Annotated in this window: 14 protein-coding genes; 9 read left to right on the plus strand and 5 right to left on the minus strand. The window is 70.4% G+C overall.

Features of this window, described 5'->3' with window-relative positions; translation table 11 throughout:
• The first annotated feature begins 6 nt into the window (after nucleotides 1-6).
• Genes EL493_RS22775 through EL493_RS22805 form a run of 7 tightly spaced genes read left to right on the plus strand, consistent with a single transcriptional unit; the run spans nucleotide 7 to nucleotide 6,594 of the window.
• Nucleotides 7-534: a YiiD C-terminal domain-containing protein gene (locus EL493_RS22775; RefSeq protein ID WP_019047649.1), complete on the plus strand. Its 528-nt coding sequence runs from the start codon at nucleotides 7-9 to the stop codon at nucleotides 532-534.
• Entirely contained in the window at nucleotides 531-1,442 is a 912-nt protein-coding gene (locus EL493_RS22780) for an alpha/beta hydrolase family protein (protein ID WP_019047650.1), read from the plus strand. Before EL493_RS22775 ends, EL493_RS22780 begins: the two co-directional genes overlap by 4 nt.
• A gap of 9 nt (nucleotides 1,443-1,451) precedes the next feature.
• On the plus strand, nucleotides 1,452-2,582 hold the full coding sequence (locus EL493_RS22785; protein WP_019047651.1) for an ABC transporter ATP-binding protein: 1,131 nt from the start codon (nucleotides 1,452-1,454) through the stop codon (nucleotides 2,580-2,582).
• Nucleotides 2,583-2,615: 33 nt separating this feature from the next.
• Entirely contained in the window at nucleotides 2,616-3,983 is a 1,368-nt protein-coding gene (locus tag EL493_RS22790) for an ABC transporter substrate-binding protein (protein WP_019047652.1), read from the plus strand.
• Complete coding sequence (locus tag EL493_RS22795) at nucleotides 3,980-4,837, plus strand: metallophosphoesterase (protein WP_019047653.1); 858 nt, start codon at nucleotides 3,980-3,982, stop codon at nucleotides 4,835-4,837. The genes EL493_RS22790 and EL493_RS22795 overlap by 4 nt, the downstream gene beginning before the upstream one ends.
• A 1-nt stretch (nucleotide 4,838) precedes the next feature.
• The gene (locus EL493_RS22800) at nucleotides 4,839-5,792 is read left to right on the plus strand and encodes a carbohydrate ABC transporter permease (RefSeq protein ID WP_019047654.1); all 954 of its coding nucleotides are present in this window, start codon (nucleotides 4,839-4,841) and stop codon (nucleotides 5,790-5,792) included.
• Nucleotides 5,782-6,594, plus strand: coding sequence for a carbohydrate ABC transporter permease (locus tag EL493_RS22805; protein ID WP_019047655.1), 813 nt, complete (start codon nucleotides 5,782-5,784; stop codon nucleotides 6,592-6,594). The genes EL493_RS22800 and EL493_RS22805 overlap by 11 nt, the downstream gene beginning before the upstream one ends.
• Here EL493_RS22805 and EL493_RS22810 read toward each other — a convergent pair.
• The 3 genes from EL493_RS22810 to EL493_RS22820 are packed head-to-tail and all read right to left on the minus strand — an operon-like array spanning nucleotide 6,587 to nucleotide 9,451.
• Nucleotides 6,587-7,444: a sterol desaturase family protein gene (locus EL493_RS22810; protein WP_019047656.1), complete on the minus strand. Its 858-nt coding sequence runs from the start codon at nucleotides 7,442-7,444 to the stop codon at nucleotides 6,587-6,589. The genes EL493_RS22805 and EL493_RS22810 overlap by 8 nt on opposite strands.
• A 4-nt stretch (nucleotides 7,445-7,448) precedes the next feature.
• Nucleotides 7,449-8,243, minus strand: coding sequence for a helix-turn-helix transcriptional regulator (locus EL493_RS22815; protein WP_019047657.1), 795 nt, complete (start codon nucleotides 8,241-8,243; stop codon nucleotides 7,449-7,451).
• On the minus strand, nucleotides 8,240-9,451 hold the full coding sequence (locus EL493_RS22820) for a pyridoxal phosphate-dependent aminotransferase (RefSeq protein ID WP_030203695.1): 1,212 nt from the start codon (nucleotides 9,449-9,451) through the stop codon (nucleotides 8,240-8,242). The genes EL493_RS22815 and EL493_RS22820 overlap by 4 nt, the downstream gene beginning before the upstream one ends.
• Before the next feature lie 93 nt (nucleotides 9,452-9,544).
• Here EL493_RS22820 and EL493_RS22825 point away from each other — a divergent pair, with 93 nt between their 5' ends.
• Together EL493_RS22825 and EL493_RS22830 are read left to right on the plus strand one after the other, a co-directional pair.
• The gene (locus tag EL493_RS22825) at nucleotides 9,545-10,108 is read left to right on the plus strand and encodes a winged helix-turn-helix transcriptional regulator (RefSeq protein ID WP_019047659.1); all 564 of its coding nucleotides are present in this window, start codon (nucleotides 9,545-9,547) and stop codon (nucleotides 10,106-10,108) included.
• 18 nt (nucleotides 10,109-10,126) lie between these two features.
• Complete coding sequence (locus EL493_RS22830; protein ID WP_022566740.1) at nucleotides 10,127-10,720, plus strand: hypothetical protein; 594 nt, start codon at nucleotides 10,127-10,129, stop codon at nucleotides 10,718-10,720.
• A gap of 163 nt (nucleotides 10,721-10,883) precedes the next feature.
• Here the strand turns inward: EL493_RS22830 and EL493_RS22835 are convergent, their stop codons facing one another.
• Both EL493_RS22835 and EL493_RS22840 read right to left on the minus strand, forming a co-directional pair.
• A complete protein-coding gene (locus EL493_RS22835; RefSeq protein WP_019047661.1) occupies nucleotides 10,884-12,239 on the minus strand; it encodes an acetyl-CoA carboxylase biotin carboxylase subunit in 1,356 nt (451 codons plus the stop codon).
• Nucleotides 12,236-12,781, minus strand: a complete 546-nt coding sequence (locus EL493_RS22840; RefSeq protein WP_019047662.1) for an acetyl-CoA carboxylase biotin carboxyl carrier protein — start codon at nucleotides 12,779-12,781, stop codon at nucleotides 12,236-12,238. Before EL493_RS22840 ends, EL493_RS22835 begins: the two co-directional genes overlap by 4 nt.
• Between the last annotated feature and the right edge of the window lie 21 nt (nucleotides 12,782-12,802).

A 12,802-nucleotide genomic window follows, 5' to 3' on the forward strand; every position in this document is an offset into this window, starting at 1 on the left:
CACGAGATGGCCACCCGCAGCATCGCCGGTTTCGGGGCCGCCTACCCCGCGCTGGACCCCGACGCCGTCGACTACGCCTACCTGCGCGACGCCTCGCAGGCGCTGGTCCCGTTCGGCGCCCACGTCGGCACCAGGATCACCGAGATCTCCCGGGCCCGCTCGGTGGTGGAGATCCCCGCCGAGCCGGTGATGTGCAACCACATGGGCACCGTGCACGCGGGCGCGCTGTTCACCGCGGCCGACATCGCCGGCGCCGCCGCGTTCGTCGGCGCCGCCGCGCACCGCCTGTACACGATCGACCGGCTGGTGCTGCGCGGCGGCACCGCCGCCTACCGCAAGCCGGCCCGCGGCCGGATCCGCGCGGTGGCCACCGTCGACGCCGACGGCCTGGCCGCCGTGCTGGGCGCCACCGAGTCCGCCCGGTTCCCGCTGGCGGGCCGGGCCGAACTGCTCGACGACAACGACGTGCTCACCGCCGAATTCACCTTCGACTACGTGTGCGATGTCCGCATCGCCGGAACGGACGACCGATGAATCCCGCATCGCGCAGCGATTCCGTGGGGGGCGGGGCGGGCGGGCCCGCCACCACGCCCGACACCACCACGGTCGAGACCGGCGACGGTGTCCGGTTCACCGTGCGCTGGCTGCCCGCCGCCGACCCGGCCGCGCCCGTCGTGCTGATCCTGCCCGCGATGGCCATGAAGGCGCGCAACTACCGGTCGCTGGCCAAGGCACTGCACGCGACCGGCCTGTCGGTGGCGACCTGTGACCTGCGCGCGCACGGCGAGGCCGAGCCCGCGCTCGGCGAGCACACCGACTTCGGGTATCGCGAGATGCTCGAGATCGACCTGCCCGCCATCGTGTCGGCGGTCGAGGACCGGTTCCCGCGGGCGCCGCTGCACCTGTTCGGGCACAGCCTGGGCGGTCAGCTGGCGTTGTTGTTCGCCGCCGCCGAGTCCGACCGCGTCGCGGGGGTCACCGTGATCGGCACCGGCACCGTGTTCTGGTGGGCGTTCGGCCCGCGGCGCTGGTTCGAGGCGCTGAGCCAGATCCAGTGGATCGGCCTGGTGTCGCGAGTGAAGGGGCATTGGCCCGGTGGCGTGCTCATCCCGGCGCCGATGCCCGGCGGGGTGATGATCGACTGGTCGGTGCACTCGCTGACCAGCTACTACCGCCCCAGCGGCAGCAAGCGCCGCTACAACACGCTGCTGTCGCGGATGACCCTGCCGGTGCTGGCGATCTCCCTGTCGCAGGACGTGCTCGGCCCGAAGTCCAATGTCGACTTCCTGGTCTCGCGGATGCCGTCGGCCGAGGTCACCCAGTGGCACCTCGACGAGGACTCCGCGGTCGAGCACCTCGACCACTTCACCTGGCTGAAGGACGCGCCCGCGATCGCGGCGGGCGTGTCGCAGTGGATCACCGCCGGCACCGCGCCGGCCTGAAGGAGAGACGTGGCACGACTGCAGATCGAGGCGGTGTCGAAGCAGTTCGACACCGACTACGCGGTGCGCGAGGTGAGCCTCGACATCGCCGACGGCGAATTCATGGTCCTGCTCGGCCCCAGCGGCTGCGGCAAGTCCACCCTGCTGCGGATGATCGCCGGGCTGGAGGAACCCAGCGCGGGCCGGATCCTGGTGGGCGGCACCGACGTCACCGACGCGGCGCCGCAGCGGCGTGACCTGGCCATGGTGTTCCAGAGCTACGCGCTGTACCCACACCTGTCGGTCGCGAAGAACATCGGTTTCCCGCTGCGGGCCCGGCGCACCCCGCGCGCCGAGATCGCCCGCCGGGTGGGCGAGGTGGCGGGGACGCTGGAACTGTCGGCGCTGCTGGACCGCAAGCCGGTCGCCCTGTCGGGCGGGCAGCGCCAGCGCGTCGCGCTGGCCCGCGCCATGGTGCGCGACCCCGGCGCCTTCCTGATGGACGAGCCGCTGTCAAATCTGGACGCCAAGCTGCGCAGCGCGACCCGCGCGGAGCTGATCGCGCTGCACCGGCGGCTGGGCGCGACGTTCCTCTATGTCACCCACGACCAGGTCGAGGCGATGACGATGGCCACCCGGATCGCACTGCTCAACGAGGGCCGGGTCGAACAGTGCGGCACCCCCGCCGAGCTGTACGACGAGCCGCGCTCCACCTTCGTCGCCGGGTTCCTCGGCTCCCCGCCGATGAACCTGTTCCCCGCCGTCGTGCAGTCCCGCGCGGGCGCCCTGCGGGTCACGGCCGACGGCGTCGACGCCGCGCTCGACATCACCGGTGACCTCGACACCGCCACCGCGGTGATCGCGGGCATCCGGCCCGAACGCCTGCGTATCGACGCGACCGCGAGCGATGTGCGCGGCACGGTCCGGATGGTCGAGAACCTCGGCAGCGAGGAACTCGTGCACCTCGACACCGGCACGACCAGCCTGTGCGTGCGCGCCCCGCGCCCGGCGGGAGTCCGCGTCGGCATGGACATCGCCGTGCGCGTCGACCCCGCCGACATCCATCTGTTCGATCCCGATACCGGCCTGCGGCTGACCTGGCAGGCGCCGCACCGGGATTCGGCACCGAGCCAGGACGCGGCGGCCGTGCCCGTCCCCTGATTTCCGCACGACCCGTTGATGAGGAGAACCACCATGAAGCGCACCCTGCCCATCCTGGGCTTGGTGTTCACCACCGCCGTCGCGCTCAGCGGTTGCGGCCTGGGCGGCACCGTGTCCGAGGACACCACGACGACCGCGCAGATTCCCGAGCTGAAGCCCGATCAGCAGGTCTCGATCGTGTTCGAGTCCTACAACTACGGCATGGCGGGCGCCTGGACCGACACGTTCAACGCGCTGATCGCCGACTTCGGCACGAAGTACCCCAATATCAAGGTCACCGCGCAGAAGCCGCAGGGCAACAGCCCGAACCCGGCCACCGACACCATCTCGAGCATCCAGAACCAGATGGTCGCGGGCACCCCGCCCGACGTCGCCCAGCTCGGCTTCTCCGACCTGGACTTCACCGTGCACCAGCTGCAGGCCAAGCCGCTCGACACGCTGGTCGGCAAGCAGGAGGTGGCCGCCAACTTCGACGGCCGCCACGCCTACGCCCCCCGCGCCCGGGTACTCGACGACTGGGACGGCCACACCTACGGCGTGCCGTTCGTGTTCTCCACCCCCGTGCTGTACCTGAACGCGTCGCTGTTCACCGAAGCCGGGCTCGATCCGGCCAAGCCGCCCGCCACCTGGGCCGAGGTCGCGACCGCGTCGAAGCAGATCGCCGACCGCACCGGCAAGGGCGGGGTGTACATCGACTGCCTGACCAAGACCGCCAAGGACTGGTGCTTCCAGTCGCTGGTGCGTTCCAACGGCGGCCGGGTGATCTCCCAGGACCGCCGCACCCTCACCTACGCCGACGCCCCCGTCGTGGAGGTGACCACGATGGCGCAGAACCTGGTGAACTCCGGCAGCATGCCCAAGCTCAACCAGAAGCAGGGCTATGAGGCCTTCGCCCGCGGCGAGATGGGCATGATCCTGGAGACCAGCGCCATCCAGGGCACCTTCGTCACCGGCGCCAAGGACAAGTGGGACCTGCAGTCGGCGCCGATGCCCGCGTTCGCCGGCAAGCCGACCGTGCCCACCAATTCCGGTGCGGGGCTGCACATCCTGTCCAACGACCCGGCCAAGCAGCGCGCCTCCTGGGAGCTGATCAAGTTCCTCACCAGCGAGGAGTCCTACATCAAGATCGCGCAGAACATCGGCTATCTGCCGCTGCGCACCGGGCTGCTCGACCAGGCCGACGGACTGAAGGACTGGGCCGCGAAGAACCCGCTGCTGAAGCCGAACGTCGCCCAGCTGGGCGCCATGGAGCCCTGGGTCTCCATGCCCGGCAACAACTACCTGCAGATGCGCGACGGCATGATGGACGCCGTCGAGGCGATCGTGTTCCAGGGCAAGGATCCCCAGTCCACGCTGACCGCTGCGCAGGCAGAGGGCACCAAACTCCTGCCGGTCTCATGAGCGAATTCACCCTCGTCCAGCTCACCGACACCCACCTGCGTCCCGCCGGTGAGCTCGTCCACGGTGTCGTCGACACCGACGCGAACCTCGCGCGGGTGCTCACCCACCTGCGCGAAGCCGGGCAGCACGTGGATGCCCTGGTGCTCTCGGGTGACCTGTCCGACAACGGGTCACCCGAGGCGTACCGGCGGCTGCGGGCGGCCGTCGAGCCGGTCGCGGCCGAGATCGGGGCCGAGATCGTCTACGTGATGGGCAATCACGACGAGCGCGCCGCGTTCGGTGAGGAACTGCTGGACCTGGCACCCGGCTCGGTGGACACCACGCTGCCGCACGACCACGTCGTCGAGGTGGCCGGTGTGCGGATCATCGTGCTGGACAGCACCACCCCACAGCGGCACGAAGGCAGGCTCGAGGTCGAGCAGCTGGCCTGGCTGTCGGTGCAGCTGCGCACCCCCGCCCCGCGCGGCACGGTGCTGGTGCTGCACCACCCGCCGGTGCCCTCGCCGAACGCCACGGTCGATTTCCTCAAGCTCACCGACGCCGACCGGCTGGCCGAGGTGCTGGCGGGCAGCGACGTCCGGATGATCCTGTGCGGGCACAACCATCTCACCGCCGCGGCGGCGGTGGCCGGGATCCCGGTGTGGATCGGACCGGCGCTGTCGTACCGGATCGATCCGCTGGCGCCGGTGGGCAGGCATCGCGGCTTCACCGGATTCGGCTACAGCCGGATCGATCTCGTCGGCTCGACCATGGTGGCCTGCGCCATCGAGGCGACCCCGGCGACCGCGGTCTACGACCGGCCGGAATCCGAGGTGCTCGATCAGCTCGCGGCGATCGCCGCGCGGACGCGGTGACATGTTCGTCGTCGACGACAGGCAGGACCCGGCGCGGGTGGCGGTCATCGCCCCCGCGCCGGGTCCGCGCCGGTTCACCCGGCGCCGCGCGACCCGCCTGATCGCGCCGTACCTGTATCTGGCGCCCGCGCTGGTCCTGCTCGTGGTGTGGACCTATCAGCCGCTGGTGCAGGCGGTGCAGCTGTCCACGTATTCGTGGAACCTGCTGCCGACCGCGCCGATGAGACCGGTCGGGACGGCCAATTACGAACGGCTGCTCGAACTTCCGGCGTTCTGGGGCTCGCTGTGGCGGACCGCGACGCTGATCCTGGGGCTGCTGCCGTTCACCGTGGTGCTGCCGGTGCTGATCGCGCTGGCGAGCAGGCGGGTGCAGGGCCGGGCTCGCACGTTCTACCAGGCGCTGGTGTTCGCGCCGTTCCTCGTCGCCCCGGTCGCGGCGGCGGCGGTGTGGCGCTGGCTGTTGCATCCCGGTTCCGGTTTCGTCGACCAGCTGGCCGGTTCGGGCCGCAACTGGGTCTACGACGCCGAGACCGCGCAGGCGGTGATCATCGTGATCACCGGCTGGCAGCTGCTCGGCTTCGCGGTGCTGGTGGTGTGGGCCGGATTGGCCGGCATCAGCGGCGATTACAGCGAGGCCGCGCGCGTCGACGGTGCCACGCCGGGACAGATCCGGCGCTGGATCACCCTGCCGCTGCTGTCGCCCACGCTGCTGTTCCTGGTGCTCACCACGGTGCTGCTCAGCCCCACGCTGTCCTTCCCGCTCATCGATTCGATGACGCAGGGCGGCCCGTCACAGGCCACGACCAACATCTACTACCTGCTCTGGGACTACGCGTTCCACAGCTTCGACGCCGGCCTGAGCGCGGCGGCGGGTGTGCTGTTGTTCGCCGGGTTCGGCCTGCTGGCCGTCGTCCTGGTCTGGATCTCGGAAAAGGTTGCCGTTCATGATGATTGACCGACTTCGCCTGGCGGGCAGCCATCTGCTGCTCGCCGGGACGGCGCTGGTGTGCGTGTTCCCGATCTACTGGCTGTTCGCGACGGCACTGCGCAGGCCCGAGGACGTCACCTCGCTGTCGCCGCTGCCGTGGCCGTTGTCGGTGGCCAACTATGCCGACGCCGCGCAGAAGGTCGACGTGGCCGGGCTGATCGTCAACACCTTCGTGGTGGCGATCCTGTCGGCGGCCGGACAGCTGCTGATCGCGCTGCTGGCCTCGTACGCGTTCGCCATGTACACCTTCCCGTTGCAGCGGTTGATGTATCTGGCGTTCGTGGGCGTCTGGCTGGTGCCGTTCCAGGTCACCATGCTGCCCAACTACATCCTGCTCAACCGGATGGGGCTGATCAACACGCTGATCGGCTGCGTGCTGCCCACACTGTGCTCGGCGCTGGGGGTTCTGTTGCTGCGCCAGCACATGAACGCCTTCCCCAAGGAGCTCGTCGCGGCCGCCAAGATCGACGGCCGTTCGTCGTGGGCGATCCTGTGGACGGTGGTGGTGCCCAATCTGCGCCCCGCGCTCGCGGCGCTGGGCATCCTGCTGTTCATCAACGCCTGGAACGAGTACTTCTGGCCCGCCGTGGTGCTGCGCCAGTCCAACGACGTGCTCCAGCTCGGTCTGCGCAGCTTCATGGGCACCGAGGGCGATCAGTGGGGGCCGATGATGGCGCTGGCCAGCCTGGCCTGCCTGCCGGTGCTGCTGCTGTATCTGGTGCTGCAGCGCCACATCGTCAACGCCTTCGTCCGGTCGGGGCTCAAGTGAGGCGGCGGAAGGGCGCGATCAGCTGGGCCGTATAGCCGACCGGATAGTCCGGATGCGCTGCCATGCCGAGCTGTTCGGAGGTGAAGCGGCGCCGCGGGTCGTAGCTGTAGGTACCCAGCAGGTGGTCCCAGAGCAGGGTGAACAATCCGAAGTTGACGTCGCCGACACCCGCCCATTTGAGGTGGTGGAAGCGGTGCCCCGCGTTCAGGGCGAGCACGTGCTTCAGCGGCCCGACCCGGTAGTCGGCGTTGGAGTGCTGCAGCAGCAGCTGGAGGGCGACGGCCAGGGCCAGCGCGGCGGCGACGTCGACCGGCAGGCCGATCAGGATCAGCGGCGCCACCCCGGCGGCCATCTCGACGGTCTGGTGCAGCGGGTGCTTCATCAGGCCGTTGAGACCGTAGAACCGGGTGACGCTGTGGTGCACGGCGTGGAACCGCCACAGCACCCCGATCTTGTGACTGGCGAAGTGCGTCAGCGTGATTCCCGCGTCCGCGACGAGGATCGCGAGCACCATCTGCGCCGGGAACGGCCAGCCGCCGGGCCACAACCCGGGTGCGGGCACGATCGCGGCGAGCAGCGGGATGACCGCGACGCTCACCAGGATCAGCGACTCGTTCACCACGGCGTGCACCCGGTCGCGGACGCTGTCGTCCTGGGCGCCGTTCCAGTCCGGTTCGTACGGGATCAGCCGTTCGGCCACGAACGACAGGGCCATCGCCACCACCAGCACGAGCAGCAGCCACGGCTTCGGCGCGTGGGCGGCGGCCAGCGCGAGGCCGATGCCGTTGACCCCCACCAGCATCAGGGGGACATACCCGTACCGGGCGAGCCGGCGCAGCGCAAGGTTCATGCCCTCAGCCTGGGCGCCGCTCCCCCGACGGCGCTTGAACGATTCGGCTGTCGTCCCAGTCCACCGCGCCGGTCAGCGCCGACGGCGGCAGCCCGAAGATCTCCCGGCAGGTCCGGGTGAGGTGCGCGCTGTCGGCGAACCCCGCGGTGTGGGCGATCGTGGTCAGGTCGTGGCCGGCCCGGGCCAACTCGACGGCGCTCATCAGCCGCAACCAGAGGATGTAGCGGCGCAGCGGTAGCCCGACCTGGGCGGTGAACAGATGGGTGAGCCGGCTGGCCGACAAGCCGACGCGGGCGGCGACCTCGCCCGTGCGCACCGGGCCGCGCGCCACCAGCGCGGGCAACGCGGCCACCGCCGCCACCACGGCCGGATGCCGTGCGACGGCGGCACCGCCACCCGCCTCCGCCAGGGTGCCCAGCAGCCCGTCGACGAAGTCGCCGGCGGCGACCACGGACCGCGTGAGATCGCGCAGGGTGGGCCCACCACCCCAGCCGTGGTCCGCGACCCGCGCCACCGCACCGCGACCGGCCGGGGAATCCGGGTCCAGGAACACGACGATCCCTGTCGCGGCGCCGGTTTCGATGCGGTGCTCGGTATCGGGCGGGATCACGAGCTCGGTCCCGGTGTGCGTGCGACCGGCAGCGTCGGCCACGGTCACCGGCGTGTCGGCCACGACGATCTGCACGGCATGGTGGGCGTGGGCGCGAGTGCCGCCGATCGTCCCGGTGAAGGCGAGCACGCCGGGACGGATCACCGCCCCGGCACCGCGCCAGGCCGCGCCGGATGCCCGCGGCGTCACTGCCGGTAGGTCGACAGGAAGCGGCCGATGCGTTCGATGATCGCCTCGAGCTCGTCGGCGTGCGGCAGGGTGACGATGCGGAAGTGGTCCGGCCGCGGCCAGTTGAAGCCGGTGCCCTGGACGATGTGCAGCTTCTCCTGTAGCAGCAGGTCCAGCACGAACTTCTCGTCGTCGTGGATCCGGTACATGTCCAGGTCGATGCGCGGGAAGGCGTACAGGGCGCCCTTGGGCTTCACACACGACACACCCGGAATGGCGTTGAGGGCCTCCCACGCGCGGTCGCGCTGCTCGCGCAGCCTGCCGCCGGGCAGGGTGAGGTCGTAGATGCTCTGATGTCCGCCGAGCGCGGCCTGAATGGCTTGCTGGGCGGGCACATTCGCGCACAGCCGCAGACCGGCCAGCATGGTCAGGCCCTCCAGGTAGCTCGCCGCGTGCTGGGTGGGGCCGGAGACCACCAGCCAGCCCGAGCGCAATCCGGCGGCCCGGTAGTTCTTCGACAGGCCCGAGAAGGTCAGGCAGAGCAGATCGGGGGCGAGGGAGGCGACAGCGGTGTGCTCGAGGTCGTCGTAGTAGATCTTGTCGTAGATCTCGTCGGCGAAGACCACCAGATTGTGCCTGCGCGCGATCTCGAGGATCTCGCGCAGCACCTCCGGCGGGTAGACCGCGCCGGTCGGGTTGTTGGGGTTGATCAGCACGATGGCGCGGGTGCGGTCGGTGATCTTGGCGGTGATGTCGGCCAGGTCGGGGTACCAGTCGGCGCCCTCGTCGCACAGGTAGTGCACGGGGGTGCCGCCGTTGAGGGCGGTGGCGGCGGTCCACAGCGGGAAGTCCGGGGCCGGGACCAGGACCTCGTCGCCGTTCTCCAGCAGCGCGGTCATCGCCATCATGATCAGCTCGGAGACGCCGTTGCCGAGGAAGACCTCCTCGACGCTCACGTCGTCGACGCCGAGGGTCTGGTAGTACTGCACCACCGCGCGCCGGGCCGAGAGCAGCCCCTTCGACGAGGAGTAGCCGGTGGACGACGGCAGCGTGCGCACCATGTCCTGCAACAGATCCGGCGGCGCGTCGAAGCCGAAGATCAGCGGGTTGCCGGTGTTCAGCTTGACGACGTGATGCCCCTCGGCCTCGAGCCGAGCGGCCTCCTCCGCGACCGGGCCGCGGATCTCGTACGACACTCCCGACAGCTTGCTGGACTGCTTGACCTGCATGAACATCCCTCCGAACCGTGGTTGCCGCACACACTACTTGGTATTTCCAAGATTTCACTTGGTTTTTCCAAGCCACTGGTTAAGGTAGTACACGTGTCACGCCGAAGCTACGCCCACTACTGCTCGGTCAGCCGCGCCCTGGATCTGGTCGGCGACCGCTGGACGCTGCTCGTGGTCCGCGAACTCACCGCGGGTCCGCGCCGCTACAGCGATCTGCTCGCCGACCTGCCCGGGATCAGCACCGACATGCTGGCCACCCGGCTCAAGGACCTCGAGCGCGACGGCATCCTCACCCACCATCGCAACGGGATGCGCTCCAGCTACGAGCTGACCGACGCGGGCCGCGCCCTGCGCCCGGTCCTCGACGCCCTGTCCGGCTGGGGCACGCCCCTGCTGGGCGAGCGCGCCCCGACCGACGCCGTGCGCGCGCACTGGCTGGCGCTGCCCCTCGGCCACGCCGTCGCCGGCCTCGTGCCCGCGGGCACGGTCACCGTCCACATCGGCGAGACCGTCCTGCACTACGTGATCGGCCCCGACGGCGTCACCCACCACGACGGCCCGGCCACCGCCGCCGACCGCGACCTGCGGCTGGATCTGGCCGAGGCCACCGAGATCGTCACCGGCGCGAAGTCACTCGCCGACATCGTGGGCGAGTGACCCGTACCTTGGTCGTTCGTGAGTGCGACAGCTGTTCCGAGACAATCCCTTCCGCTCGCCTGGAAGGCGACGGTCCTGCTCGCCTCCGCGTGGGTGCTCGCGTGCTGCCTCTGGATCGTCTGGGCCGACGCGACGGTGTTCGAGGACGTCGACACCACGTTCACGGCGGAACTGGCGGCCGCGATTCCCGTCGTGATCTGGGCGGTGGCCCTGCTCATCGCTGTGGCCTGGCGCTACCCGGCCTGGTGGCGGCTCGGACTCCTGGTGCCCGTGTTCATCGCCTCGACGATGGCGCTGACCTTTTTCCATGTTCCCGGCCACGTCGGTTGGGCGCTGTCCCGCGACGCCATGCACCGAGCCGCCACCACGTGTGATCCCTCGGAACCCACCTGGACGGGCGCCGCCCTCGAAGGCCGCCGAGTCGGGGTCTACCACTTCCACAGCGTCCAACGCCTCCCGAACGGTGGCTGCCACTTCCGCCTGCTCCGCAACTACCCGGTCGTGCGGACCGGGTTCGACTATCTCCCCGGTGAAACCCGCGACGGCCTCGTCCACCACACCACCTACATCCCGCTCGGAGACTCCTGGCACTTCTACGAGTGGACCGAGTAGAGCTCGGGCCGCGTTGTCGACGGCACGTCACGACGTGATGCGCGTCCGGCGGCCAACCCGCTATCCCGTCAGGACCTCGAGCTCTGTGCCGAGCCGGGATTCGATCAGCGTGCCCTCGGCGAGCGCCGTCCGGCACGATTCGCGCACAGGTGGCGAGTACCCGTCAGCGAGCGGTGAGGCTACCGATGAGGGCAGTGTCGTGGGCGGCTGCGCGGAAGCGGGGGTGGTCGAGGATGTCGTGCAGGAAGTCGGTGGTGGTGGCGACGCCCGCGCCGGCGATGGTGGTCTCGGCGAGGGCGCGGCGCATGCGGTCGATGGCGGCCGGGCGGTCCGGCGCCCACACGACGACCTTGGCGAGCAGCGAATCATAGTGCGGGGGAACGGCGTAACCGGCGGCTATGTGCGTGTCGACGCGCACGAACGGGCCGGCCGGGAGCACGCACTCGGTGAGTGTGCCCGGGGCCGGGGCGAATTCGCGTTCGGGATCCTCGGCGTTGACGCGACATTCGATGGCGACCCCGGACGGGCGGACGCCCGCGCCCACCCGCAGCGGCTCACCGGCCGCGATGCGCAGCTGTTCGGCGACGAGGTCGACGCCGGTGACCATCTCGGTGACGGGGTGTTCCACCTGCAGCCGGCAGTTGACCTCCATGAAGTAGAACTCGCCGTCGGGCGCGAGCAGGAACTCCACGGTGCCCGCGCCGACATACCCCGCGGCCGCGCAGCCACGCACCGCCGCCGCGCCGATCTGTTCGGCGAGCTCGTCGGACAGGCCGGGTGCGGGTGCTTCCTCCACCAGCTTCTGATGCCTGCGCTGCAGCGAGCAGTCCCGCAGCCCGAGGTGCACGACGGTGCCGTGGGTGTCGGCCAGGATCTGGACCTCCACGTGCCGCGCCGATTCCAGATAGCGCTCCAGGTAGAGCCTGCCGTCACCGAACACCGCCGCGGCGGTGGCCCTGGTCTGCTGCCAGGCGGTGCCGAAGTCCTCACCGTCACGGACCACCCGCATACCGCGACCGCCACCACCGGCGACCGCCTTGATGATCACCGGGTAGCCGATCTCCTCGGCCAGCGCCCGGGCCGTGTCGACGTCGTCGATCGGGTCACGGCTGCCGGGCAGCAGCGGCAGGCCCGCGTCGGCCATGAGCGCCCGCGCGGTGGACTTGTCGCCCAGGCGGGCCATCACGGCGGCGGGCGCACCCACGAAGACGAACCCCTCGGTCTCGCAGACCTCGGCGAAATCCGGGTCCTCGGAGAGGAATCCGTAGCCGGGATGGATGGCGTCCGCACCGGTGGCGCGGGCGGCCTCGATGATCGCCGGGATCGACAGGTAGCTGCGTTTGGCCGGGGCGGGACCGATCTGGACCCGTTCGTCGGCCAGCCGCACCGCCGCCGAGTCCCGGTCGGCGGCCGAGTGCACGGCGACGGTCGCGATGCCGAGTTCCCGGCAGGTGCGGATCACCCGGACCGCGATCTCACCGCGGTTGGCGATGAGTACCTTGCGCAAGGGGCGGGTCACCGCAGCGCCTCGAACACGATCAGCGGCTGGCCGTGCTCGACGGCGTCACCATTGTCGACGAGCAGTTCGGCGACGACGCCCTCCCTGGTCGCGGTGACCGGGATCATCAGCTTCATCGCCTCGATGATGCCGACCTGCTGACCCGCCCGGACGGGGTCACCGACCGCGACGAACGGCGCGGCACCGGGTTCCGGCGAGCGGTAGAACACGCCGACCGTCTCGGCGGTCAGGGCGAAGGTGTTCGCGGCCGCGGCGGCGTCGGCCCGCACGGCGGAGGTGGGCGCGGCGGCGGCCGGGGTGACCAGCGAGAGGTGGCCCGCCATGTCGGTGCCGTTCTCGTGGCCCACGGCGGGCGCAGAGACCGGGTGGTCGTCCCAGGTGATGCGCAGCAGCACAGGACCGTTGGCGATGGTCACCGAGGTCGGGGCCGACGCGGCGGCGCGCACGGACAGCGCGTGCCGGGTGAGCACCGCCAGGCTGTGATCGGCGTCGGTGGCGCTCACGGCGCGCAAGGTGGATTCGCTGGTCGCGGACTCGGACATCGGGTCTCCTGGCTCTGGGTG

The sequence above is a fragment of the Nocardia asteroides genome (genome assembly GCF_900637185.1).
GTDB classification, from domain to species: Bacteria; Actinomycetota; Actinomycetes; order Mycobacteriales; family Mycobacteriaceae; genus Nocardia; species Nocardia asteroides.

Bases quoted from the DNA above. Each gene is read 5' to 3' on its own strand.
- EL493_RS22775 (WP_019047649.1), top strand. From the start codon at position 7: ATGGCCACCCGCAGCATCGCCGGTTTCGGGGCCGCCTACCCCGCGCTG.
- EL493_RS22780 (WP_019047650.1), top strand. From the start codon at position 531: ATGAATCCCGCATCGCGCAGCGATTCCGTGGGGGGCGGGGCGGGCGGG.
- EL493_RS22790 (WP_019047652.1), top strand. From the start codon at position 2,616: ATGAAGCGCACCCTGCCCATCCTGGGCTTGGTGTTCACCACCGCCGTC.
- EL493_RS22795 (WP_019047653.1), top strand. From the start codon at position 3,980: ATGAGCGAATTCACCCTCGTCCAGCTCACCGACACCCACCTGCGTCCC.
- EL493_RS22800 (WP_019047654.1), top strand. From the start codon at position 4,839: ATGTTCGTCGTCGACGACAGGCAGGACCCGGCGCGGGTGGCGGTCATC.
- EL493_RS22805 (WP_019047655.1), top strand. From the start codon at position 5,782: ATGATGATTGACCGACTTCGCCTGGCGGGCAGCCATCTGCTGCTCGCC.
- EL493_RS22810 (WP_019047656.1), bottom strand. From the start codon at position 7,444: ATGAACCTTGCGCTGCGCCGGCTCGCCCGGTACGGGTATGTCCCCCTG.
- EL493_RS22820 (WP_030203695.1), bottom strand. From the start codon at position 9,451: ATGCAGGTCAAGCAGTCCAGCAAGCTGTCGGGAGTGTCGTACGAGATC.
- EL493_RS22840 (WP_019047662.1), bottom strand. From the start codon at position 12,781: ATGTCCGAGTCCGCGACCAGCGAATCCACCTTGCGCGCCGTGAGCGCC.